Origin of the sequence: Mucilaginibacter sp. OAE612 (assembly GCF_041806395.1) — a bacterium.
In the GTDB taxonomy this organism is placed as follows: Bacteria; Bacteroidota; Bacteroidia; order Sphingobacteriales; family Sphingobacteriaceae; genus Mucilaginibacter; species Mucilaginibacter rubeus.
The window spans coordinates 4,043,306-4,067,295 of record NZ_JBGMUW010000001.1 but is presented as its reverse complement, the minus strand read 5'-3'; the positions used below and the strand labels follow the sequence as shown (position 1 = coordinate 4,067,295).

26 protein-coding genes are annotated in these 23,990 nt (G+C 48.8%); 5 read left to right on the top strand and 21 right to left on the bottom strand.

The annotated features are described in order from the left end of the window. Nucleotides 1-6 precede the first annotated feature (6 nt). The 4 genes from ABID99_RS16965 to ABID99_RS16950 form a co-directional block, all read right to left on the bottom strand. Nucleotides 7-885: an NmrA family NAD(P)-binding protein gene (locus ABID99_RS16965; RefSeq protein ID WP_373614453.1), complete on the bottom strand. Its 879-nt coding sequence runs from the start codon at nucleotides 883-885 to the stop codon at nucleotides 7-9. A 75-nt stretch (nucleotides 886-960) separates the two neighbouring features. Next, nucleotides 961-1,482 (bottom strand): DUF420 domain-containing protein, encoded by a 522-nt coding sequence (locus ABID99_RS16960; protein WP_373614452.1) that lies wholly within the window; start codon nucleotides 1,480-1,482, stop codon nucleotides 961-963. After that, nucleotides 1,482-2,111: an HD domain-containing protein gene (locus ABID99_RS16955; RefSeq protein ID WP_373614451.1), complete on the bottom strand. Its 630-nt coding sequence runs from the start codon at nucleotides 2,109-2,111 to the stop codon at nucleotides 1,482-1,484. Before ABID99_RS16955 ends, ABID99_RS16960 begins: the two co-directional genes overlap by 1 nt. Further along, nucleotides 2,108-2,704 (bottom strand): carbonic anhydrase, encoded by a 597-nt coding sequence (locus ABID99_RS16950; RefSeq protein ID WP_373614450.1) that lies wholly within the window; start codon nucleotides 2,702-2,704, stop codon nucleotides 2,108-2,110. The genes ABID99_RS16955 and ABID99_RS16950 overlap by 4 nt, the downstream gene beginning before the upstream one ends. Before the next feature lie 123 nt (nucleotides 2,705-2,827). On the opposite strand from ABID99_RS16950, the gene ABID99_RS16945 reads away from it, so the two are divergent. From ABID99_RS16945 to ABID99_RS16930, 4 genes are all read left to right on the top strand, one after another. Then, nucleotides 2,828-3,436, top strand: coding sequence for a TetR/AcrR family transcriptional regulator (locus ABID99_RS16945; protein WP_373614449.1), 609 nt, complete (start codon nucleotides 2,828-2,830; stop codon nucleotides 3,434-3,436). 620 nt (nucleotides 3,437-4,056) lie between these two features. Then, on the top strand, nucleotides 4,057-5,031 hold the full coding sequence (locus ABID99_RS16940; protein WP_373614448.1) for a helix-turn-helix domain-containing protein: 975 nt from the start codon (nucleotides 4,057-4,059) through the stop codon (nucleotides 5,029-5,031). A 56-nt stretch (nucleotides 5,032-5,087) separates the two neighbouring features. Continuing rightward, nucleotides 5,088-7,493 carry an ABC transporter permease gene (locus ABID99_RS16935; protein ID WP_373614447.1) on the top strand — a complete coding sequence of 802 codons (2,406 nt, stop codon included), beginning with the start codon at nucleotides 5,088-5,090 and terminating at the stop codon, nucleotides 7,491-7,493. 313 nt (nucleotides 7,494-7,806) lie between these two features. Beyond that, nucleotides 7,807-8,244: a DinB family protein gene (locus tag ABID99_RS16930; protein WP_373614446.1), complete on the top strand. Its 438-nt coding sequence runs from the start codon at nucleotides 7,807-7,809 to the stop codon at nucleotides 8,242-8,244. Nucleotides 8,245-8,662: 418 nt separating this feature from the next. On the opposite strand, the gene ABID99_RS16925 is transcribed toward ABID99_RS16930, so the two are convergent. From ABID99_RS16925 to ABID99_RS16855, 15 genes are all read right to left on the bottom strand, one after another. Continuing rightward, nucleotides 8,663-8,983, bottom strand: a complete 321-nt coding sequence (locus tag ABID99_RS16925) for a hypothetical protein (protein WP_373614445.1) — start codon at nucleotides 8,981-8,983, stop codon at nucleotides 8,663-8,665. Between the two features lie 13 nt (nucleotides 8,984-8,996). Next, nucleotides 8,997-10,310 carry a hypothetical protein gene (locus ABID99_RS16920; protein ID WP_373614444.1) on the bottom strand — a complete coding sequence of 438 codons (1,314 nt, stop codon included), beginning with the start codon at nucleotides 10,308-10,310 and terminating at the stop codon, nucleotides 8,997-8,999. A gap of 37 nt (nucleotides 10,311-10,347) precedes the next feature. Next, a complete protein-coding gene (locus ABID99_RS16915; protein WP_255485421.1) occupies nucleotides 10,348-10,947 on the bottom strand; it encodes a Crp/Fnr family transcriptional regulator in 600 nt (199 codons plus the stop codon). 220 nt (nucleotides 10,948-11,167) lie between these two features. Next, nucleotides 11,168-11,695: a GNAT family N-acetyltransferase gene (locus ABID99_RS16910; protein WP_176628251.1), complete on the bottom strand. Its 528-nt coding sequence runs from the start codon at nucleotides 11,693-11,695 to the stop codon at nucleotides 11,168-11,170. A gap of 15 nt (nucleotides 11,696-11,710) precedes the next feature. Further along, the gene (locus ABID99_RS16905) at nucleotides 11,711-11,920 is read right to left on the bottom strand and encodes a hypothetical protein (RefSeq protein ID WP_373614443.1); all 210 of its coding nucleotides are present in this window, start codon (nucleotides 11,918-11,920) and stop codon (nucleotides 11,711-11,713) included. A gap of 268 nt (nucleotides 11,921-12,188) precedes the next feature. Next, entirely contained in the window at nucleotides 12,189-12,878 is a 690-nt protein-coding gene (locus ABID99_RS16900; RefSeq protein WP_373614442.1) for a hypothetical protein, read from the bottom strand. Nucleotides 12,879-13,197: 319 nt separating this feature from the next. Next, nucleotides 13,198-13,440 carry a hypothetical protein gene (locus ABID99_RS16895; RefSeq protein WP_176628254.1) on the bottom strand — a complete coding sequence of 81 codons (243 nt, stop codon included), beginning with the start codon at nucleotides 13,438-13,440 and terminating at the stop codon, nucleotides 13,198-13,200. A gap of 112 nt (nucleotides 13,441-13,552) precedes the next feature. Further along, nucleotides 13,553-13,696 (bottom strand): DUF1810 family protein, encoded by a 144-nt coding sequence (locus ABID99_RS16890; RefSeq protein WP_373614441.1) that lies wholly within the window; start codon nucleotides 13,694-13,696, stop codon nucleotides 13,553-13,555. Further along, nucleotides 13,693-13,893, bottom strand: coding sequence for a hypothetical protein (locus ABID99_RS16885; RefSeq protein ID WP_176628256.1), 201 nt, complete (start codon nucleotides 13,891-13,893; stop codon nucleotides 13,693-13,695). Before ABID99_RS16885 ends, ABID99_RS16890 begins: the two co-directional genes overlap by 4 nt. Nucleotides 13,894-13,990: 97 nt before the next feature. Further along, complete coding sequence (locus ABID99_RS16880; protein ID WP_373614440.1) at nucleotides 13,991-14,770, bottom strand: HAD-IIA family hydrolase; 780 nt, start codon at nucleotides 14,768-14,770, stop codon at nucleotides 13,991-13,993. A 48-nt stretch (nucleotides 14,771-14,818) separates the two neighbouring features. Next, on the bottom strand, nucleotides 14,819-15,709 hold the full coding sequence (locus ABID99_RS16875) for an amidohydrolase family protein (protein ID WP_373614439.1): 891 nt from the start codon (nucleotides 15,707-15,709) through the stop codon (nucleotides 14,819-14,821). A 23-nt stretch (nucleotides 15,710-15,732) separates the two neighbouring features. Next, nucleotides 15,733-16,269: an ester cyclase gene (locus ABID99_RS16870; protein WP_373614438.1), complete on the bottom strand. Its 537-nt coding sequence runs from the start codon at nucleotides 16,267-16,269 to the stop codon at nucleotides 15,733-15,735. A 7-nt stretch (nucleotides 16,270-16,276) separates the two neighbouring features. Then, nucleotides 16,277-16,876, bottom strand: coding sequence for a DNA polymerase domain-containing protein (locus tag ABID99_RS16865; RefSeq protein ID WP_373615912.1), 600 nt, complete (start codon nucleotides 16,874-16,876; stop codon nucleotides 16,277-16,279). A gap of 90 nt (nucleotides 16,877-16,966) precedes the next feature. Next, on the bottom strand, nucleotides 16,967-17,131 hold the full coding sequence (locus tag ABID99_RS16860) for a DUF3606 domain-containing protein (protein WP_373614437.1): 165 nt from the start codon (nucleotides 17,129-17,131) through the stop codon (nucleotides 16,967-16,969). Nucleotides 17,132-17,216: 85 nt separating this feature from the next. Then, the gene (locus tag ABID99_RS16855) at nucleotides 17,217-20,126 is read right to left on the bottom strand and encodes a PAS domain-containing protein (protein ID WP_373614435.1); all 2,910 of its coding nucleotides are present in this window, start codon (nucleotides 20,124-20,126) and stop codon (nucleotides 17,217-17,219) included. Nucleotides 20,127-20,453: 327 nt separating this feature from the next. Between ABID99_RS16855 and ABID99_RS16850 the strand changes: the two genes are divergently transcribed. Continuing rightward, nucleotides 20,454-20,693, top strand: coding sequence for a hypothetical protein (locus tag ABID99_RS16850; protein WP_373614434.1), 240 nt, complete (start codon nucleotides 20,454-20,456; stop codon nucleotides 20,691-20,693). Nucleotides 20,694-21,333: 640 nt separating this feature from the next. Here the strand turns inward: ABID99_RS16850 and ABID99_RS16845 are convergent. Together ABID99_RS16845 and ABID99_RS16840 are read right to left on the bottom strand one after the other, a co-directional pair. Further along, the gene (locus ABID99_RS16845; RefSeq protein WP_373614432.1) at nucleotides 21,334-21,477 is read right to left on the bottom strand and encodes a hypothetical protein; all 144 of its coding nucleotides are present in this window, start codon (nucleotides 21,475-21,477) and stop codon (nucleotides 21,334-21,336) included. A gap of 70 nt (nucleotides 21,478-21,547) precedes the next feature. After that, complete coding sequence (locus ABID99_RS16840; RefSeq protein ID WP_373614431.1) at nucleotides 21,548-23,872, bottom strand: histidine kinase dimerization/phosphoacceptor domain -containing protein; 2,325 nt, start codon at nucleotides 23,870-23,872, stop codon at nucleotides 21,548-21,550. Between the last annotated feature and the right edge of the window lie 118 nt (nucleotides 23,873-23,990).

The window sequence follows — 23,990 nt, the reverse complement described above, 5'->3', positions numbered from 1 at the left end:
AATGATTTAATTAAATACAGCTTTATTTTTACTAAAAAACGCTGCCAGTGTTTCCGGCTGCTGGCCGGTGATCGTTTCGATCAGGTCGTTCGTCCCGGCGAAAATGCCGTTCACACAATCTTCCGCGACGTGGGTCACATGCTGGATGAAATGCTCACTGGCCGGTCTTTTGGCATTGCGTTCAAAAAATTCCGCGATGCTCACGGGTTGGTACCTGATCATTCTGCCGAGTTCGCCTGAGATGACCGCGGCCATTTCCGCCAGGTTGTATTCCTGCGGGCCGTAGAGTTGAAGGATCTGCCCGGCATAGGCGTTGATATGGGTGGCTACTTTGGCGACCACGCGTCCCAGGTCGGCGGAATCCACCGGAGCCCAGCGTCCATTGCCGAAAGGCAGGGCGATCTCGTTGTTTTCCCGGATCAGGTCCCGGATATACAGGAACCAATCGTCGAAAAAGGTCGGCCTTAAATGCACGGTAGGGATGCCGGTGGCGTTGAGCAATTGCTCGCCGGCCCAATGATCCTGGGCGGCGTTACTTTTGGCATCCCGCCTGGCCGAGATCTGCGACATGTTGACGATGCCTTTCAGGCCGTTTTCTTTAGCTGCAATGGCAAAGTAAGCGGTGGCCTGTAATACGCCGGGTACCAGCACAGGGTAACACAGGTAGGCCGTGTCGACGCCCTGCATGGCGGCCGAGATGTCATCCAGGTTTAACAGGTCACCGGCGACTACCTCAACACCTTTGGCGGCCAGTTGAGCTGAACGTTCGTCTAGCTGGTGAACGAGCGCCCGTACCGGGTAGCCCATTTTTAACAACTCATCGACAGCGGCGCCGCCGCTCTTGCCGGTCGCGCCGGTGATGAGTACTTTAATTTGCTTTTCCATTTGTTTTGAATTGAATACTCAAAGGTAGCCCTGGCTTAGCCGGGGCTGCTAACCCGGAACCGCCAATTACTGACACTAATTGACGTAATAAGGTGCGATCATCAGGTAGACGATCACACCCGTGAGACTGACGTAAAGCCAGATCGGCATCGTCCAGCGGGCGAGTTTCCGGTGCCGGCCGATCTCGTCTTTGAGGGCCAGCGCCATGGTATACATCGCCAGGGGTACAATGACGATGGCCAGCAGGATATGCGTGGTCAGGATCAAGTAATACACATGCCGCAGGATGCCGGCACCGCCGTAGCGGACCGACGGCGTGGTGAAATGATAGGCCAGGTAACTGACGAGGAACAGGCTGGTTGCAGCAAAAGCGACGCCAATGAAACGACGGTGCCAGCCGCGGCGCTTACGCCGTATAGAAAGTAGTGCAACCAGTAAGGCCGCAAAGGTCAACCCGTTAAGAACGGCGTTGACCTTTGGCAGCAAGCTCACGTTTATGCCGGCAAGCATGGTCGCTTTGGGTAAGAAAACGGAGAGGGCAATCAACCCGTTGATGGCCAGGGCGAGTGCCCAAATGTATCGTTGCTCTTTTTTCATCAGTCGGCAAATGGGGCGCTACCTAAAAAATCTTCCGGTTTCGGGATATTGAGCGTATGTGTACGGTGATGCTCAATACAACTGCAGAAATGAAAGCGGTGCGGGTAAGGCTGTTTGCTGTCCAGTTCTCTGGTAAAGAGCTCCAAAAAAACCTGCTTGAAACCGAGGCGCGGATAATGGTGAAGCACTTCGGCAACATCTTTGGGATCAAGGGATAACTCCGGCGGTAATGCCGTAAGATCGTACAGGATACCCTGTTGCATCAAACGCGTCGGTTCATCTTTAAACAGGTTCAGGTCGCCCACGTGAAGGGCTATATTATGCCACACCTGCCAGGCCCGGTCATCCGGCACGCCGTGATCCAAAAGGAACTTTCTGGCCGCGTGCGCACCTTCCACTTCGAAGCGGTGCGGCCCTTTTCCGGCTTCGGTAAAACCCAGGTCATGCAGCACGGCAGATACAAACATGAGCTCATGATCAACTTTAATACCTCTCTTCCGGGCAAACAGCTCCCCGAAAAAATAGCAGCGCATGACGTGATTAAACAGTACGTCGCTTGAATACTCGCGTGCATATTGCTCCGCCTGGCGTGCAATGGCCGAGTTAGGCGCTTTGATACCTGCGATCATGACCCCGACCTTTCGCTGGCGGGTACACGGACCACCTCGGTCAGCTGGCCGGAATTGATCTCATAAAAGAAACCATAGAGATTGAGGTGTTTGGGTACGAGCGGACTATGATCGAGCAGATCTACGTCGTGTTTGATGGTCTTCTCATAGTCTTCGATAGCCATGTCCTCGTGGTCCCACAAGCCGGAAATATCTGTATGGTGATGAATGTGGAACTTCTCGATCAAAAGCTCGGGCGTATAAGAGGTCATGCCACAGAAAGAGTGGTGAACAATGACCACATTTTGATAATGGAACAGGTAGTCCATCGTGGCGATGGATTGCAAGGATTGCAATGCGCGGCCGCCTCCGTTCGATAAAGCGAATAAGGTCCGTGTATGGCCGATTCGCACACCATTCTCATCCGTGATGTTCTCGCCCGGGTAAACCTCATCACCCAGGTAATCGGCTACGGCTTTTGGGACTTCCGCGGCCCTGGGGTCAAAGCAATAGATTACGAGCGTTTTCATCGGGATGGCTTTATCAAAACCATCAAAAGTGTTCTGGTCGAACCCAGGCAAGTTCCTGAATTCGAATTGGCTGAAATTTGTCATGTCTTTTAATTTTATGGATCAAATGTATACAGGTCTGTCTACTTTAGCAATTAAAAGTATACAAGTCTGTCTACTTTGACAATTCGCTGATATTTCCTGCGGTTAAAAGGCTTAATTTTGGGTATGGCAGATACAATGAGCCCGTTCCGTGACTTGCGATCAGAAAGGATCGACACCCTGAAACCGCGCGAACGGATATTAAAGACGGCTCTACGACTATTCAATGAGCATGATGTGCATACCATTGGTATCGACCGGATCATTGCGGAAAGTTTGGTATCCAAAAGAACCTTCTACAGTTATTTCCCATCAAAATCAGACCTCGTCGGCGCTTACCTTGACTTTTGGGATGCATTTCGTTTTGATATCCTGGAAAAACGGGTGGCGACTGCGGGCGATGATCCTAAAGCCCAGCTGCTGGCGGCCTTTGATGCGGTGGATGACTGGATCGCCGACCGGGATTTCAATGGTTGTGTCTTTACGCGGGGCTTAAGTGATTTCAGCACGGAGGAGGAGAAACCGCTTCGGGCAAAGGTGGACGGGCACCTGGAAAAAGCGGCAGTATTTATACAGCAACGTTTAGATCAATTAGTTGAACCGGCTCAGGCTAAAATGCTGCTGCCGCAGTTGCTCAGTCTCATACTTGGGGCGATGGTTGTAGCGCAGGCGACGGGCCATAAAGATGCAGCCCTGTTTAATAAATCTTTGGTTAGCGAAATACTCAAGCGCTAACATATCGATTGTTAATGCGCCCTCGATAACGCCTTGCATAGATGATCACCACTTACATGATCCTAAAAGGCTGTGTATACTACATCATTTACTGAAAATGAACTCCTTCTTGCTTTTTGGGTGCTTAAGCGTCAAGCTGATAAAAACAGCACCTAAAAACGCAATGTCATAAAATGTAAAATGGAGTGTAAAGGGCATCAACTGAGTTTAGGTAGTTTGTCGCTTTCTCAAACCTAAGAAAATATTGATACAAATTCAATGAGCTATTGACTAAAGGACTCATTTAAAACATTTTTTCTGCTAAACCAATTTGTTTATCAGTTGTGAAGCCATAAAAAAAAGTTGCCGATAAAATTGACAACTTGCCTAAAAACGTGATCCCGACTTTACAAATCTCGAACTATTTGCTGCTTGATTTGCGTTTGTTAGCAGATTTGGATGCATAGAAAATATAAAATGTTTGGGATCAAAAGAGCTGCATTGGCAAAATATCGATCAGTGAGGTAGAGGAATCTAATTTACTTTTTCGTTTCATTTACGGGAGACCTTATTTATGATCGCATAATTTTTATATAATAATATATTTTAAATTTGGAACAGCCCTTAGCTATGTCAATAATTTGAATCCTGATATTTTTAATACTAACCTTTCACATGTAGCCGCGATGGCAACCCTGTTTTCGGGTTCTACACTCGCGTTGCTTTTGGCATTAGCAAAAAGAGAAGGCCAAATAGCCAACCTGTTTTTAAGTGCCGCTTTAATTGTAATTGTAATGAAGACTGGCGGGATTACGCCTTTTGTTTTACCGGCGCTGGGTCCGCTGTTTTATTGCTATATACGGCAGCTAACCGGTACTAACCAGAAATTTGGCCGCAAGGATATACTTCATTTTTTTCCGTTGCTGGTGGCATATTGGATGCCGGGTTGGCTTTTGCCAGTTTCGTTTGTCATTTATTTATATCTGTCGTACCGATTGATACAACATTTTTATAGCCGCTTGCAGCCAACTTTAATGGATAAGCCGCGATCTGAATTTCGACAGTTAGAAAAGTTCGTTCACTGGCTCGGCTTGCTTTGTGTGTTATGGTTATTTAATGATGCCGTTAGTTTTATCATTGCTTTTGTGCTTATTGGATTGGCTGCAGGAGTGATACTTAAATTGGATGGCAACGCACAAATAGCCACGGCGTTAACTGATAGGCATGATGCAAAAGAAAAAAGCCGCAGATTAAAGGCGGCGGTGGCCAATAACCGGTTTTATGAGGATGCTGAATTAACATTGACTACCCTGGCACTAAAGCTTAATATGCATCCGCATGATGTATCACGGATTATTAATGTTGGATTGGGTAAAAACTTCAGCGACTTTATTAATGAATTCAGGGTTCGTGAAATAGCCCGGAAGATGCGCGAACCGGCCTTCGCCAATTTAACGCTCCTTGGAATCGCCTACGAATCGGGGTTTAATTCGCAAAGAACTTTTAATAGGGTTTTCAAAGAGATGACCGGCAAAACCCCCGTAGAATACAAGAACGGGCTGAAAAAAGAGTTGCCAATTCATAAATGGCTACACCTGTACACTTATCGCCGGTAGTATTGCGTTCAGGAAGCCCGCCAGGTTGGGCTGCTGTAAAACTAAATCGCAATTTTATGATTAAAAGTTATTTTAAAATAGCCCTTCGCGCGCTGGCAAAACAAAAGGTGTTGTCCTTCATCAACATATTTGGGTTATCTGTCGGGATTGCCTGTTTCAGTTTGTTTATGCTTTATGCTATAAATGAATTTAGTTTTGATGGTTTCCACAAAAATGCAACTAACACTTATCTTGTTTTAGACGCAAATGGAAAGCAAAATATCAAAGCACTTGCAGGAGTTGTTTATACCCCGATGCCCCTGGGGCCTGCCATGAAACAGGAGCTACCCGGAGTAGCGAATTATGTTCGTTATATTCAGCCTTATGAAACATTTGTAAAAATAAAAAATGAGACGAGGCGAGAAAATATCGCCTATGCCGACTCGTCCTTTTATCATGTTTTTTCATTTAAATTTAGATACGGGAATGCTAAATCGGCTATAAATGGTTTGCACAGCATTGTATTAACTGAAAATACTGCTGAAAGGCTTTTTGGTAAAACAAATGCTATTGGGGAATCATTGCAGGTAAAGATAGGGGATGTGCTCGAAAGCTTCATAGTTACAGCAATTGCCGAAAACCCGCCATCCAACTCTTCCTTCCAGTATAGTATGCTTATCAACTTTGATTGTTTTGGTAAAACAAGATCAGGGAAAATGGGTGCAAATGATTGGTGGATGAATGTGTTTGTAACCATTGTTCAGCTAAAGCCCGGAAGCACATTGGCGGGTAACAGCAAGTTGTTGAGCAGTTTTTGGCAGAGGCATTTCCCCACAGAAAAATCAGGCGGGTATAACCTGGTACCAATCAGAAATATTCACACCAGTGCGGCGCTGGCTGGTATGAAAGTTCCACCGGTCGATCCAAAATCGATTTGGATCTTACTCAGTATAGCAGGCGGCGTTTTATTAATCGCTTGTATTAATTTTACCACGCTCGCAATGGGCCGTTCGGCAAGCCGCGCAAAAGAAGTAGGTATTCGCAAAGTTATCGGCGGGACTAAAAAGGCGTTGGCAGTTCAGTTTTTGACAGAGTCATTGTTGCTTGCTTTTTTTTCGACGATGATAGGCCTGATACTTGTATACCTGCTTTTACCTTACTTTAACCAATTATCCGGCAGAGAACTGAGTTTCTCTTTTGCGCAATTCCCAATGTTAACCGTTTTAATAGCTGGCCTGGTACTGGTTGTTGGCGTACTTTCCGGATGCTACCCGGCTTTAGTGTTGGCTGGCTTCAACACGGTAGAAGTGTTGAGGGCCAAAATCAGGTTAGGTGGGGCAAATTTTTTTACAAAGGGATTGGTCACTTTTCAATTTGTACTATCCGCAACGCTTATTGTTTCTGCCATTATTATCACGCAGCAATTACATTACATGGAATCAAGAAGCCCTGGTTTTAATAAAGAAAACGTACTTGTTGTGGGTACGTTAGGAGTGCCGGGTTCGAAACAGTTATTCCCTCTTTTCAAGCAGGAATTATCCAGGTATCCAGGCATTTCAGGTTTGGCAAGTGCCGACATTGGCCTTGGCGAGCATGAGGGGACGGGTTTTGCAGATTTTAGCTACAATGGCAAGCCAATAAATACCAAACAATTTCATATCGATCCCGGGTATATCCCTACATTGGGGATGCATTTGCTTGCGGGAAGAAATTTCGACCCGGTAATTGCCTCAGATACCGTGAACGCTGTAATAATTAATGAATCTATGATGAAAGAATTGGGGTGGCGGTTAGAAAGCTGTATCGGCAGACAATTGGAAGGTTACGGCGACCTTGGCTTTAAAAATCCAACAGTGGTAGGCGTTGTGCGGGATTTTAACTTTCAGCCCCTTACAGATCGTGTACAACCAGCTTTGTTTCATCAATTTGAAAGAAGCAGGGAAAGCCTTAATTTTTTTTATGTGCGCCTGCAGCCGGGCAATCCTTCAAAAGCTTTGGCCGCGGTGCAATCCGCATGGAAAAAAATTGCGCCCGATTACCCGTTACAATATAATTTTCTCGACGAAGATATTAACCGCTTCTATCAAGCAGAAGCGAGGCTGGGCAATATCATTAGCTGGGCAGGGGGGATTGCCATTTTTCTGGGATGTCTGGGCTTGCTGGGGCTTTCAGCGCTTGCAGTTGTCAATCGCACTAAGGAGATCGGCATACGCAGAGTGCTTGGAGCATCGGTTCCGGCCATCATTAACCTTATTTCAAAAGATTTTTTAGGACTTGTTGTAGGCGCGTTTCTTATTTCCACTCCAATAACCTGGTGGTTTATGAATAAATGGCTACAGGCCTATGTGTATAGGGTAAGTATTGAATGGTGGTTTTTTTGCCTGGGCTACATAGCAATCATCTTAGTAGCGTTGCTTACACTACTTTTCCAGGCAATCAAGGCAGCCATTGGAAATCCGGTAAAGAGTTTGCGGACGGAATGATTGTTAAAAATACCATTTGGCAAATGGGGGGGATGGGCTAACCGGTATTGTGATACTGTTAGCCCCAATGGTGGGACCAATTATAAAAAAGTTGTCAATGAGATTGACAACTTTTTTATGGATTGAGTAATTGTGGATAACCGACTCTACCTCTTGAGATAATCGCTATATGGAGCGATAGCATGACAGATCATGCATCGCATCCCACGATCACCACATTCATACGCCGGAGAACCCGATAACCTGCAATCCCGCTTGTTGATACCGGTTGCTATCGCTACCTTGTGAAAAAAATAATATGCTTACCGATATTTTGCAATCGCTCTTATGCCGCGACCTGAATAAACTGAAAGAAGAATTGGAGCTTTACCGGGATGAAGCCAACATCTGGCTTATAGACGGCAACATCCTGAATTCAGCGGGCAACCTGTGCCTGCATCTGGTTGGCAACCTCAATACCTATATCGGCGCAATTCTCGGCGACTCCGGCTACGTCCGTAACCGACCGGAAGAGTTTTCATTGAAATATATACCCAGAAACGAACTTGTTCGTAAGATTAAGCAAACGATTGCCGTTATCGAGGCAACACTACCGCTTGTCACTGACGCTCAAATGCAAAGCGAATACCCGCAGGAAATAAACGGTGGTAAACAGACTACCGGGTATTTTCTTGTTCACCTCGCTACGCACCTCAGTTATCACCTGGGGCAGGTCAATTATCACAGGCGGCTTCTTGACCGTAAAGCATGATACTTAGTAAATAAGTCAGAACAATTTCGCTTCCCTGCTGCGTTTTCAATATCTCGCGGGAACTTAGCTTGAAGTTTGACTTTGCTTTCCCATAGCCCGTACTTTTTCAATATGGGGCCGGTATTCATGGTGTGTGAAGGCGACCTGATAGGCGGCGCTTGTTTCAGTAAGGCCTCAGCCAGGTGCAGCCGCACGCGGTATAGACAACGCCCGGCCTGAAAGTGGCCGGCGAAGCGCAGTAAGCGGCATCACCAACCAGCACTGGCACTCCGGTCAGCCGCCCGGCGTATGGGGATATGCGATACCGCTTGAAGAATTGCGTCGTCTTCGCTATCCTCAATAAATAGTACCTGACGGAGAGGCAGGATATGGTCTATTACCATTTGCTTAACACTTGGTGAAACAGCTACTTTTTATACTATTTGTTAGTTTTTTCTTTATAAGGGAGGCGATAGCGTTCACTGAACAACATTTGGGACCATTCCCAGAAGCGCCAGGGCTTGATGGTAAAGCTGCGGTAAAGGCGGTTGTCGCCCTGGTCTTTTTCGGGGTGTTCACATAGAAAATGTCCATAAGACCTAACACAGCCTATAAAAGATTTTCCTTTTCCAGACTCTTCTGTATACGTAAATGAAGAATCAAAATTTTGGTATTGATAGTTTTCTTGAAAGAGGAAATTGAAGATCGGTAGATTGCTGATTAATAAGATCGCTGCGATGATAATTAATGTTTTTTTCATTTCAATTCATTATTTAATTACATGGCCCTTTACTAAAAGGAGTATTTCCACCCGTAGTATTGACATTTGGATCGCCTTTTTGTTGCGCGATACTGCTGCCGAGCGCTGCGGGCGCGGGTACCGGGTGGGCGGGGTATAGGGATGAATAAGCAAAAGGGTTGGGGATTATGACGTTGCCAGCCAGGCAGGCACTGTTAACAAAACTGGTGCAGTTGAATTCAGTGATGTCGTACGTGGCGGGCGGGTTACTGATGTAATTGACGATCCTGTTGAAGTTTTCGGCCGTGACCTGGTAAGTGATGCTCACATTGTATTCGAGGTCGCCGCCGTTGTCGACGATTTTGGATGGGGCATGCATTTTATCGAGGCCGCTGGCGTCGGGGTAAAAGCCGACGGTCTGAGTAATGCTTGTACGGCCATTGCTTTTGGTCAGGCTGATGGCGGTATGGCCCACGCTGTTTGGGCCTACATTGAAGGTGGTGCCGGGCCAGGGTTCCTGAACGTATATGGTGATTTTCATGATCGCACCGTTGTCCGGCATATTTTGAAAGCATTTCATAAAATCTTTGGGATTGATCCCATTTTTATTTTCGTCCGGGAGATTAGAGGGCTCCGGTGCGGAAGCCGGGGCTGCGCCTCCGCCGGCCGTAGGTGCAGCAGGCTGTCCGCTGAATGGGTCTGGGCTCCCCGGGCCGTCACCGCTTCCCATGTCCAGGAAGTTAACTGCGCAGAGCCTTTCGGAATAGATGACCGCGTTTCCATCGCCGTCGACATAATTATTATCGGTCCAGCCGCAGGTTACCACGGGTTCGAGCCTGTCGGCTTTAACGGGCTTTGCTGCGGAGTTTGCCGGTTTGATCTCCCCGGCGAGTTTGCCGGTAACGTAGATCCTGCCGTACAACAAGCGGTAGGTGGAATCGTAGGTAAACACTCTCCCGGTGAAATCTGCCTGGCTGATCTGCTTTTTACGCTGGAGATAGATCACATCGGGGATGATCTCCAGGATCCGGCTGTTTATTTTTCCGTCTTTGTTTTTATAAAATGTCATGGACCGGTAGCCAAGGCCGAGGGAGTCGAAGCGGGGCCTTCCGGGGAAACCGACCAGCCAGTAGGGGTTAGGCTTGGCAGCGATATAGATGGCTTTATCCCAATAGAGATGACGCCTGGTATCAGTTTGACTTGCTTTGACTTGCTCAAGGCTGAGGCTTGCCGTTGCTGTGGTTGTTTCCTCCGGTCGCCGGGTTTCTTTCCGGCAGGCTAATAAGAGGAACAGCAACAAGGTGAAGTAGCTTGTTTTTGTTTTCATATTGCGGTGATGTCTGAACAAAATTGGGATATTGTTCCGGGGAATAATTTGATTTAAATCAAATATCTCTCCTGGCGCGGATCCGGCTAAGGGTCTCGAGCGTGATGCCGAGAAAGGAAGCGATCTGGCCCAAAGAGGCGTGCTGGGTGATATCGGGCTGTTTTTGCAGCAGCAGTTTATAGCGTTCGGCGGGTTGTTTGTTACGCAGTAAAATGGCGCGCTCCTCGGCCATGATGTAATACTTTTCGGTAACGAGCCGGCCATGGAAATTATATTCGGGGAACTCGGCATATATGATCTGCAGCTGGTCCCAAGTCATCGACAAAAGCGTGGAATCTTCGAGGAGTTCGATATACTCGGCAGCGGGTTGCTGGGTATAGAAGCTATAAACTGAGATCATCAGGTCATATTTGCTCATGAACCAGGTCGTGTGTTCCCGACCTTCGCGGTCCAGGTGATAGGCGCGGGCGGAACCTTCGGCGATAAAATAGATCCGCCGGGAAATCTCGCCTTCACGCAGGAGCAGGTGTTTTTTCTTGTATTGCCTGGTGATGATAAAATCTTCAAACCGTTTCCGCAGTGCACCCGATAAGGGCGCGATCATGGTCAGGATCTGGAAAAGCATGTCAAGTGCTGTCGGCTGGTCAATATTATCCATAATAATTTGATTAAGATCAAACCGTCGGATATTACAGGATTTAGCTTTTGATTAACAGATAATAAGTTGAAGTTAATAAATTATATTTTATAATAAATAATTATTATAAAAATAAGTGAAATGATACGGTGCCCCGGGGCGTATCTATCATATATCATGTGGCAGGTAATTTGCCATCCAGGCTCCCCGGGGGAAAAAGTACTTCAAGTTGCCGGGCAATTTAAAACAGGTAAATATCCTGGAGCGCATCAAACTTTCCCTGAAGCCGGAAGCCCGAACGTTTCAGTACTTTATGCGCCGCCAGGTTTTGCCTGTTGACCACCGCGGCAAGCTCGTCTATGCCCTCGTTTCGGAGATGCGCTGCGACCTTTGGCAATAAACGCGACATCAATGCATTGCCCCTGGCGCTGCTTTTCAGATAAAATTCAATAAAATACGGATATTTTGTTAAGCGGTAATGGTCCCGGGCTACACACGGCGGTATCAGGTCAATAATACCCATAAGGGTGCCCGTCCCTTTTGACCGGATCAGATGTACCTGGTTGCGGCCGGAATGAAAGTTCAGGAGGGCGGTGTTCAGCCAGCTTTTTGCCGCTGCTACGGAACCCAGCTTTTTTTCTGGCAGGAATTGCAGGGTAAGTTCATCAGAAAGCAACTGATAGATTTCCCCGGCCAGCTCCTCATATTGTTGCAGGTCGCTTGCCCCCAGCGGGGCGATACGATAGCTCTCGTTTTCTATAGTGGTCATATACTCATTGCAGCATTACAACTGAGTTAGGGCGGTAACCGGCCCGCGGGATACCCCATCATTCTGCGCCCCCGGTAAGCTGCATTGGCTGTCTTTGATCATGGAGCGAGTCATGCTTTTTAACAACAGGATAATCAACCCGGTTTTGCAGCGGTCTGAGGCGTCGTTCGGGGTTCCGAAGGTGTGATCATTACATTCAAGGCTGTTGCATAAAAGGTGTACCATAACAAGCGGCTTAAATTATGGTTTTTTTTTAACCGCTCAAACAAATTTATCGGCGTTATCGTGCAGACTGGGGCAAGCGCCTACGGATACTTCTTAGCTTCAGCAAGTTGCGCGGATGCAGGCATGTCAGTATTTGTTTGCCCTTGACGTTTCTTCCTGCGCTATCGCCCGGTCGGTTGCTGTGGGAAAAGCGTAAGACAAGGAATGTAAATGATATGATCTTCAACAGTGCTGTCGCAGAAAAGAAACCAGCCGCTTTATGGCGCTCTCAATAGTTTTTGATTCGTTTGATCAGTTGCTCCAGCGCGGCCGTGGCCACCTGTTTGTCCCTGTCTTCCATTTTCATCGTGCTGCTCCTGGCGCTTTTCCAGGAGAAATCCTGCATCCTTTCGGTGGAAAGATACGGCGTTATACTGCGCAGTACGAGACTGAAGGACCTTGCGGTCAGCAGCCTGGTATCATCTGCCGCCTTGAGTATAATGGCGATTTGATCTACGCTAAGCCTGCATGTCACTTTGTAAACGGGGGGTGTTCTTTCGGTTGTACCGGCATGCCGGACGGAGTTAGTTGGAGGACAATCAGTAAGATAACGGGCGTATCGCCGTTGGAATTGCGTTTGTAACTGCCCGAGCTCAATAAGGACCTGCCCGCAAAAGGCATTGAGCGGATCGTCTTCCGGGTAAGCGGCCATGTTGACCATGGCCTGCCGTTTGAGTTCCTCTAAGCAGTCCTGGTAATGCGTCAACATGGTACTTACCTTTTTGGAACTGAGTAAAGAAAAAGCTTGTGATTTCAGGTTTTTCCAGACGCTGCTGGTTTCTGACCGGAGTCGGTGCTGCCAGCCTGTTAGTTCCTCCTGTTTAATCCGGGATCCAGCCGGATGTTGCGGGTTGAGGTCTTTGCCGATTACTTCATCAAGCCAGTCAAAGGGGTAATGTGCCAGGTCCTTGTTTTCCATATCCATATTTTAAAAGATGGTCGCGGAGGTTTCCTAATTTTTTCCTGATTTTTATAAGATTGTCGTAGCGCCGGTACTGTTCGCCGGCGCTTGCTGCTATCAAAGTTAGGCAGGGTGGGGGTAGTGTCGGTTGATCGAGATCAAATTTTGATATAACCGGTTTTGCATTCGTCATTAGTGCCCTGATCGTTTGTAACAGGTGTTTTTTGCCCCTGGGAATGCTGGTTTCCAAGTGTGCAATAACACTGTCGCTACCTCTTGAATAAACGTGCGGCGGGTCATAGAGATTTCGGGCTGGTACGCCTGATCGCGCTTCACACTACGGCATTTGATTTCGATCAAGAATAAGCTCAGCGCTGCTATGGTTATTTCGCAGCCGCGGCGTCAGCACCTCTTTGTCATACATATTTTGTACTGTCTGTTTCGAGGGTGCCGTTGCCATGAACTTTTGCAGGAGGTCATCACGCTCCCCGGGCTGAACAAACCCGGAAAATATTCCAAAAAATTGGTGGGCAGGCCCCTTGCTTTGTCCCGCCTCCGCAAATAATGCCGGTTGTTCCATTATTCCCCCAGTGGTTTTTACGTAAGGTAATCTTCAGGTTTTCTGAAGACAGGGATGGTTGCGAAGGAAATTTATTCACTTCGGTCCGTCGGGGTCTGGATTGATCCCGTGCTTAATGTGCGCGCGTTCCAAGACCGGCGACCTGCGGAAAGATATGCCACATCCAGTGCCTGCATTTCCGGCCGCCACGGGTCCCGGCTAATGCGGTCGCGTAATTTCGCTGCTGCGCGTCCGGAAACCAGTGCAGACCGTTCATTGTTTTGCTTCTTCTTTGGGCACTTCTTCCGGGTGTTCCTCAAAATGTTTGCGCGCATGCGACAGCCCGGTGGCGATAGCCTCGCCTTCGTTACCGGTAGACTTTAACACTTCGTTCGCGATCTCGACCGCTTTATCGCGCAGGTATTTGGGTTGGTTCTTATAAGATGGCGGGTAGTCGCCGTTATACCAGGGCATAGCTCCTCCTTTTTAAAGGACAACAACAGGAATAAAGATTGGTTTCCCGTCGCCGGAATGATTGATCCGGGAAGGCGCCGATCAGCGATTAGTTGCATTACTTCCACCAGTCGAGCGGGAACCGGATATCCTTGACCGCATCCACCACGAGGCTTGGTTTGTAGCCATAATGGTTGAGCTGATCTTTATCCGCAATGCCTGACAAAACCAATATGGTTTTATAGCCCATATAGATGCCTGCTTTGATATCGGTTTCCATGGTATCACCCAGCACGGTGGTCTGTTCAGGGGAGAGTCCCATGTAAGCGCTGGCATAGCGCATCATGACGGGGCTGGGTTTCCCGATCACAAATGCATGACGGCCGCTGCCTTCCTCGATCATGGCGGCCGTAGCTGCGATACCGAGGTTGTTCCAGCCTTCCCTGCGCGGTGAGGGATCTCGGTTTGTGGTGATGAACCTTGCACCGGCGATAATCATATCCACGGCTTTGTGCACCATCTTCAGATCGAATTGATGTCCCTCGCCCAAAATGACAAAGTCGGGTTGTCTGTCGACCAGCCTGATCCCGGCATGTTCCAGGCTTTTGAGCAGGCCGCCCTCGCCCAGCACATAGGCGCTGCAGCCGGGAAATTCGTCTTTCAGGAAGGCGGCGGTTGCCATGGCGCTGGTATAAATGTGATCTTCAGTGATTCCTTTGACGCCCACGTTTTCCAGTTTTTCGACGGCTTCCCGGCGGGATCGCGAACTGTTGTTCGACAGGAAAATAAAATCGATCTTTTCTTTGAGGATCCGCGCGACAAAGCGGTCCGCATCTTTGATGAGTTCTTCGCCGGCGTAGATCACGCCGTCCATATCGATCATGAGTCCTTGTTTCATTTTCTTGATGGTTTGGTGTTTGGGCAAGAGGTATACACGATCGCTGGCTCAGGTGTTTAATTTTAATAACCTGTCGGCATTGCCGTGGGCGAGTTTGGACAGGTCGGCATCGGGCAGATCGATCCGGCGAAAAAATTCCATACCTTGCTCGTTGGTACTGAAGGGGTAATCTATGGAAAACATCAGGTTGTCGATGCCGAAAGTATCCAGCGCGATTTGTAGGGGTGGCAGGGTAAAGAAGCCGCTGGTGGTGATATGAACCTGCTGGCGCAGGGTATCACTTAGCTTGCGCTGGTTGGCGCCGCCCGCGCCTGGCTGAAAGGCCCGCTCTGACCTGGCCATCTGGAAAGGCAGCATTTCACCCATATGACCGATGATGATTTGCAATTTGGGGTATTGATCGAAGATGCCGGCATAAACCAGGCGCAGGATGTGGAGCGCGGTTTCAGCATGCCAGCCCCAGCCATAGGCAGCGAGGGCTTCCGCTATGCCAGCATGATTGGGCAGGCCGCTGTAATAAATATCTGCGACGCCTTTAGGCGGCAGACCGGGATGCAGATAGATAGGTACCTCCAATTTTTCGGCGCGTTCCAGTATGGGGGAGAACCTGGGATGGTCCAGGAACTGGTCTTCCGTCAGCCCGCGGATCATGGCACCCCGGAAATGATGTTCTTTTACTGTTCGCTCCAGTTCATCGGCGGCGGCAGCCGGCGCAGTCATCGGCAAATGGGCAAACGCGTTGAACCGCGTTTCATAACCCCTGATCCTTTCTGCGATCAAATCATTATACTGCATGGCAAATGCCGGGCCTGTATCTTCGGCCAGCAGGTTGGCGCCCGAACTGTCCACCGATAATATCTGCATGCTGATGCCATTGGCATCCATGGATGTTAAACGGTCCCCGGTGATATCCGCCAGTTTGGGTACCAGCTGTTTCATTCTTTCGTTTTGACCAAACCCACCTAGTTTTTCCGTAGGTATCTGGCCGGCCATTTCCGGAAACGAGAGGTGTTCTTCAAGTGTAACGATACGCATGTCCAATAAACCAAGACCAGGAGCAGATTGTTTGAGGGCGGTCTGCGGGCTACAATATACTTTATGGTATTTGTTGAAAAGGCCTGCTCGCGGATCGCGTCTTTATCGATCAGCGACCAGACCTCGCTGATTTTATCGTCGCGAAGCCTGTAAAATACGTGTTCTGAAAATAGAACTCTCGGGTCATTGACCGGGATATCCATAAACCGGCCAGCCGGTGTACAATCGAACAGCAACCGGCTGGCTATATGGTTGTCTCCGGCCACGATAAGCTCGGCCTTGAAATATAGATTCGGTATATCGCTTATGTTGTGTACAAGCACCTCCCGGTAATCATTTAATGCCATGTCCGTTCCATCGTAGGTGAGCTGTTGATGTACAAAAGCGCCTAAATTTTCCAGCCTTCGGCTGTTCAGGCAATCGAGATAGGCTAAATACAAACTGCGGAGATCTGAAGCGTTCATAACGGTTTTAAAAGATGCTTTGTGCTTTTTGAATGGTTTGTGACAAGTCGATACCCACGCCTAACACGCCTTTGAAGAGGTCGTCGGTTTCTTTAAGCCTTGGAATGGCGTTATGAATGGTAAAGTGGCGCATGGTCAGGCCGGGCTTTACTTCCTCCCAATCCAGTGGCATGGAAACGGTGACGCCGGGTTTGGGCCACAGGGAGTAAACGCCGGCTATGGTCGCGTCCGACCGGTTTTGTAAAAAATCCAGGTACATCTTGCCGCCGCGGTTTTTGACCATCCGTTCGAGGCTGGTGTATTCCGGGATTTGCTTGTGCACCTGTGTCACAATGATCCTGGCGAACATTTCGGACTGGTCGTAAGTGTATTTTGCGCCGAGCGGGATGTAGATGTGCATACCCGTCGAGCCGGACGTTTTGGGGTAAGCCCTGACGCCGACGGCATCCAGCACTTTTTTGACTTCCAGTGCGGCGCTGATCACCTGGTCGAAATGCTGCTTATCGGGGTCGAGGTCGATGACGCAGAAATCGGGGTAGCCGGGTGAATCGACGCGGCTGAACCAGGGGTTGATCTCGATACAGCCAAGCGAGGCCATCCAATGCAGGCTGGGGACTGCGCTTTATTCATCGGAAATCGTTTAGACAAAAAAGCCCCGGTCCGGAGCTCTTTGAATAATTAAAGTATCGGCTATCGCTTATTTCAGCTTTTTCTCTACGGCTTTGCGCTGGTTGGAACCGGCTGATTTTTTAGCGGCTTCCACTTCTTTGGTGCTGGTGCCCGTTTTGCGGGCTTCATACTTTAGTTCGTGGGACTGTTTCGATACGGAATGGCGTTCCACTTTTGATCCTCTTGTGCTCATAGGTATATGATTTTGTTCGTTTAAATAATTAATAAATATCATTCCATAGGGTTTTCTGGTTGCGCTTATCCGCTCAGGTTGTCTTTTAGCTTTTAACTAACCATTTTAAAGCTTCGGCTTTATCATCAAAGAAAGCGACCTGTACCGCATCGTATTCAGAGGGCAGGCTTTTGTTGGCTGCGATGCGGCTGAAGGTGCTGGGCGAATAGATCCAGGCGAACCTTTTCAGGCCGGCCTCGGCCATGGCGGGGAACCAGTATTCAGCGCCCCAGTCGGATGCTTCCGACCAGTTGCCTTTGACATGGGTGTTGTCATTGAGTACCCAGCGGCAATCATTCTTTTTCAGCAGGTCCAGCATGACCTCGCAGCCTTTCACGACCGACTCATAGTTTTGGTAGCCCTGCCAGTCCACATCCAGATAACCGGCTTCAGGGACATATTTCATATCGATGAAACTACCGCTGTAAAAGGTCTGACCGTCACCGTCGGTATCGTAAAATTCCTGACGGCCATTGAGCGGCAATAAAAAGAAGAAGGTGGAGCCTTTACCGGGTTCGCTTTCGATCCAGAAGCTGCCGCCGTGCCTTTTAACGATCTCGTTGGCAATGAACAGGCCGAGGCCCAAACCCTGGAAACGTGCCGATGAATTATCGACCCGGTAAAAGCGGTCAAATAAACCTTTCAGGTGTTCCCCCGCGATCCCGATACCGAAATCCTGCACGGATACAATGATATTCCGGTTCTCCAGTTCACAGCGTACGATGATCCGGTCAGCTCCCGGCGAATACTTGATCGCATTGTTCAGCAGGTTGATGAGTACCTGTTCCAAACGGTGCTGGTCGCCGTGATAGTCGATTTTACAGTCGTTCTCTAGTTCGATGTGGTGTCCCGGCGCTGTTTGCTGCACGCTTTCCGCCGTGTCGGCCAGGAGCTTACCAAAATCGAAGGCTTCCTTATTGTAGACCATCTTTCCGGCATTGATCTTGGAGACATCCAGCAGGTCCTCGATCAGCCGGCCAAGGCGTTCGATCTGCCGCTCCGCTTTACCGACAAATGGGTTGAGTTTACCTGGTGCACCGGTATCGCGTTTACTTAACTGGAAAAAGGCCTTGATCGTGGTGAGCGGCGTTTTCAGCTCGTGGCTGGCGATGCTGATGAATTCGTCCTTGCGCTGCTCATTGGCCTTTTGCTGGTCGATGTTCGTATTGGTGCCCAGCCAGAAGGTCACAGTGTCATCCTTGACCATCGGTATCGCCCGGGTGAGGTGCCAGTAATAATTACCATCGGCGAAGCGCAGGCGATATTCGGTCAGGTATTCGCGGCGGGATTGCAGCGAACGCTTCCACCTGGAAAGCGCGCCGGGCAGGTCGTCCGGGTGCACAAAAGCCTGCCAGCCCTGGCCTACGATCGCTTCGGCGCTTTCTGCAAAATCAGTGGTAACGACCTCGTTAACGTAATTCAAGGTGCCATCGGCACGGGCGGTCCAGACTTGTTGCGGCATGGCATCCAGCAGGAAGCGGAAGCGGCGCTCGTTCTCTTCGCTCTGCAGGCGCGCCAGGACCTGTTCGGTGACATCAATGGTGATGGCGATTACGCCCAGCACCTCGCCGTTAGCATTGCGGTAGGGTTCGTAAACAAAGTTTTGATATACGGTCTCGGGCCGACCTTTGCGCAGCAGGTGGACGGGCATTTCGCTGGCCCGGAAGGTTTCGCCATTTTGATAGACGTCTGCCAGTACCTGCTCCAGGCCCTGGCCGCGGGCATCCGGCAAAGCCTCGAAGATCGGCTTGTTCATGACCCCCGCTTCGGGCTTGCCCCACAATTCAATGATCAGCGGGTTGGCCACGCTGATCACGTGTTCCGGGCCCAACATAATGCACATCGCGACCGGCGCCTGCAGGATCATGTTATGCAGGTTACGTTCGCTTTGTTCCACTTGTTGGCGCGCCAGGACCATATCGGTGACTTCGGCCGCCGTGTTCATCACGCCGTAAATGCGGCCTTGCTGGTCGAACAGGGGCGTAAAACTGTAATTGAAGTAGAAGGGTTGTAAGCGGCCGTCCACGACCAGGTCCACCCGCTGCGCGCGTGTGTGAAAGGGGACTCCGGTGGTAAATACGCCATCAAGTTGCTCGTAGATACCTGTTCCGGCCAGTTCCGGGAGGACCTCGGCATAAGTTTTACCGGAAACATCATTGCCTTTACCCCAGACGTCCATGATCGACTGGTTGGCCAGTTCAATGCGCATCTCCCGGCCGGTATAAACGCCGATCGGGAAGGGTGCGCTGGCCACCACGCTGCGCAATCTATGTTCGCTGATCTCAAGGTCAGTAACCGCCTCCTGCAGGCGGGCCTGGGTATTCCGCAGGTCGTCATTTGTTGCCGTCAACTCTTCATTGATCGAGATCAGTTCTTCATTCAGGGCCTGCAATTCCGCTTCGCTGGCTGCCAGGGCAGTCGTCCGCGCCTGCACTTTTTGTTCCAGTTCGGCATTCAGGCGCGCCAAAGTGGCCTGCGCCTGAGCGAGTTCTTCATTGGTCGATGCCAGCTTCTCATTCAATTGCTGTTCACGGCTGAGCGCATCAAGCTGGACGTCAATGTCGCGCAGGGCCTGTTCGCCCCGCAGTTTATCGGTAACATCCGACGCCGTGTGCAGGATCAGCCGTTGCTGTCCCTCCGGCAGATCGACCGCCAGGTACTGGTACGCGTACTGGCGGCTGACCAGTTCACCACCGATCAGGGTCTCTGCCGGAATAACGCCCTCATCGGTGATACCGGTGCACATGACCTCCTGGAGCATGGCCTTCAATGGTTTGCCCTTAAGCTCAGGCACGCCTTCTTCTAATGGTTGACCAATAATGCGCTCATCTTTTCCCCAAAAGGCCAGCATGGCGCTGTTGGCAAATTCAATGACAATATCTTCGCCGCTGTAAACGGCGGTCGCATTGGCGGAGCGCGAAAGGACCTGAAGCAGATTGGCGGTAGAAAAAGACATCAAACCACCAACATTTTCGGCAGCAAAATGTTTGTCTTGACGATCTCAATGCCGTTTCACGCGCCATTTACACTTCGCTCCATACCAAAATTTCGGCTGTTCCGGACCGTTCCGGCCTCATTGTTTGTACCGGCAATCTGAATTTGTCATGCGCGACATTCGTCAATATAGTAATCAGCATTCAATTTGCTTATCTTCGCCTATGATACGCCTTTGGAATTCCGGTATTCCCTGAATTAATGATCAATGCTTCGCCTGCTGTAAGGTGATCGACTATAAGGGCAAGCCGGAGATCGTGGTGACGAGTAAGGATCAATTGAAAGTGCAATGAACGAGCCGTTCACTTTAGAAATCACTTATCAGAACAAGCCGCTGGAGTTCCCGGCCGCTTTTCAGCGTTTCGGCTATACCTACCGGATAGTTGTATCGATCAATGATGTATCTTATGTTTTTGAGCCGGATAAAGAAGGGCAGTACCGGCTATTAGCTGCGCCGGCTGATGTGCAGCCGGATGTGGGCCTGTTGCGGGCGATTGCCGAAAAGTTACAGCGATTGGGAAATTTATAATTGGTTTTGCTGCGGTAAAAGCCAGTTCACCTTCGCGCTGCGCGCTGGCGCGCCAGCCGCTGCGGTTCACCCGCTATTATCGCCGACGCAACCGCCGCCGTTTTGGGTACGCTGCGCCGGCGCAGGCGGCTGAAGCCGTACCTGCACCGCTCAAAACCACGGCCGTTGCTGTGTTATTTATTTTTCTGATATGATTTATCCGAAATGATCTGCGCTTCGAGCGTATGGCCGTGTGAGCAGCGGAAAAAAATGCCGTTGGGGGGCCTCAATGGTCCTTTCATTAAATTCCTTTTTTGTTAGTTCGTGGAGGAAATAGCCTTCCCAACCGTACAATAATTCATTACGTATAACATGGTTACAGTGTGGGCAATGGTTCATCCACGCTTTATTCTTATCTACAGGGGCACGGTCTTTAAAATAAGTTGGCGCTGACCGGGCCAGCTGGCTGGCCATCGGTTATCCATGTGATATCGTACAGCGTTAAAGTTTAGCCCGCTGGCCCCTTTCGGTTTGGTTGGGATAGGTTTCCTTTACGTGATAATCCAGCGTGTTCAGCCCGTAAATTGTGATTGGCTAATCGCAGGCGGGCTAAATGCGGTTGTGCTGAAAGTTGACATAAATAAAATAAGGTCGGGGGATTTTAGCGGGAACTAGCGTTCATAGATATCAGGCCGTTAAACACATCCTCCGGAACAAATGATTGCTGCGTTAGCGGATCAAATTCGGCGTCGGTCTCCTGAACTTTTGCCTGGTCGTACCACGGCACTTTTAATCTCAGCGGCATAGCGTCAGTTGAAGTAGATCTCGTTACCGCAATAGTGATATAAACACTGCAGAGATGCATTTGTTCCGGATTAATTTATATCCAAATCCGGCAAGTGATTTAGTGCAATGTCGAGGTTGATTTCTTCCTGAGGGGTTTCGTTGTTGCAAACCACGATGATTCTGGTTCCTGAAGTATTTTGAAAGGTGACCCTGGCATCGATGTCCTCGCACAAACCGTGGATCAGTTTTAAGCCCATGCCGCTGTTCTTCTTTGTTTTTTCCTGGGTGTTCATACCCTTACCGTTATCGGCGATTTCCAACCTGTATTGTTCCTTAACCCTTGCAAATGCCACATAGATCTCTCCATTTTTTTGATCCGGGAATGCATATTTAAAAGCATTGGTTACCGCTTCGTTGACAATAAGGGCCAATGGCAGCGCCAGGGAAACATCGATGATCAATTCTTCTGCCCTTACCCTGACATTAACCTGGGTGGCTCCTTGAAAAGTATCTTTAATATGCCCCACCAGTTGTGGGAGGAACAGGCCCATATTAATCGATGTTAACTGGGATGATTCGATCAGTTTATCATGTACCAGCGACATCGCATAAATGCGGTGCCGGCTGATGTTTACGGCATCAAAAGCTTCTCCTTCGAGACTCGCTGCCTGGTTTTCCAATAATAACATGACGGACTGCAGGTTGTTTTTTACCCGGTGGTTAACCTCTCTAAACAGTAACTCTTTTTCTTGCAGCAATTCATCCTTATCCTTCAGGAGCTCGTTTTTATCTACGATCAGTTGTTGAAGGATATTATTCTTATGGTCAATTTCTTCTTTTTGCGAGGTCAGCAAAGCATTGCTGCGTTGCTTCAGCCGATAGCGGCTGTAGATCAGACCCGTAATAATCAGCAGCAGCACAGCTCCGCAGAAAGTGACCTTCTGAATAAGCTGGTTGCGCTTCAGCTTGACCGCCTTCAATTGTGCATCTATGGTCAGCGAATCGATATGCCTGTTTTTTTCGAGGGATTCATTTTCCATATCCAGCAGGAATATCTGATAAGCTTTTACTTTATTATAAGCGGAATCTCTGATTTCCTGCTCTTTAAAAAACTGTCCGATAACGGACTTTGTATTGCGGTTCAATTTAACCAACTTGTAATACCGGCCTTCATCCACGGTGATATCTTCCATATGATTGAACTTGTGGGCCATTACGGCATATAATTCCGCGTAATGATAAGCTTGTTTGAAGTGATTGATTTCCGAGTAATAGGATGCAAGCGCATTATAGGCGTCCATTTTCGCCGTGTTGTTATCAGATGGAATTCCTGAGAGCAGTTTTTTTACTTCCTGTGCGTACCGGCCAGCTTGTGAAAGTTGCTTTGCATAAATCAGCGTATTGAGAAAAGCCACGCTTACAGAAAGTTTATCCAGATCGCTGCCGGCCTTGCTTTTCATTTCATTAAGTATGGATAAAGCTTTGGACAGCCTGTTCGTATGTGTGTATTCAAAAGCAAGCACTGAAGATTCCGTATTAACGAAGTCTGCTTCATGATAACGTTTTGCCGTCTCCAAAGCTTCAATAGAATACGGGATAGCGCGTTCGTAATCTTCCGCTTTGATATAGGTTGAAGCAATCAGATGCTTTATCCAAACAGCCTGTATGGTCGTATCATTGACCTCATGCGCAGTTTTGAGTGCCAACAGGTTATATTTTAAGGCATTGGTATGGTCCCCTATGCGTATGGATATTCTGCCGATATTCCAGTAAATCCCCTCGACGGTCCTTCGGCTTACAGCTTTTCCGAGGTTTAAAGCTTCGAACAGTAATTTAAGTCCTTCGGTAGTTCGTCCCGCCTGAGCTAACAGGTCCGCATTTTGGGTCAGCAAATAGGAAAGCCAGAGGTTGTTGCGGTTTTTCCGGAATGCGGCTATGGCCTGGTTCATGTAAAATATCCTGTTCCGAAGGGACACGGAATCAGCAGGTGTGTAGTATTGCGCTATCAGATGATAGGATCGTCCCTCGCCATTACTGTTATGATGCATTTTGGAAAAGGAAAGCGCTGTTTTAGCGATTGCCAACCCTTCTTCCTTTTTTCCCCGGTGATAGCATGTTTCGGTACTCAACAGCATCGCATTGATTATACCAAACTCATAGTTGAGCTTATGGCTGAGCGCGGCTGCCTGAGCCGAAAAAGATCCCGCCGAATCAATGTCCTTTTCTCCGCTGGTCGCCTTCAAAAACATTAGATGCCCTAAGGCCAGTTGTAACTTGACTTTATTCGTATCGTTGGCGCTTAAGGAAAGTTTCTCTCTTAATACCGGCAAGGGCAACTCGTCAAAGTCGCTTGTTTGTGCAAGAGCTGGTTTTGCAAAGAATAGCAGCAGTATAAACAGATGGCACTTTTTCATAAATGTACAGGTAACAAATGTTCATCGACAGCATCAATCTATAGATGAAAATACGCATAAATAGTGAATATCAGTTTTTAAAATTCGTGGTCTGTGCAGCCACATTTTATCGTGGTGC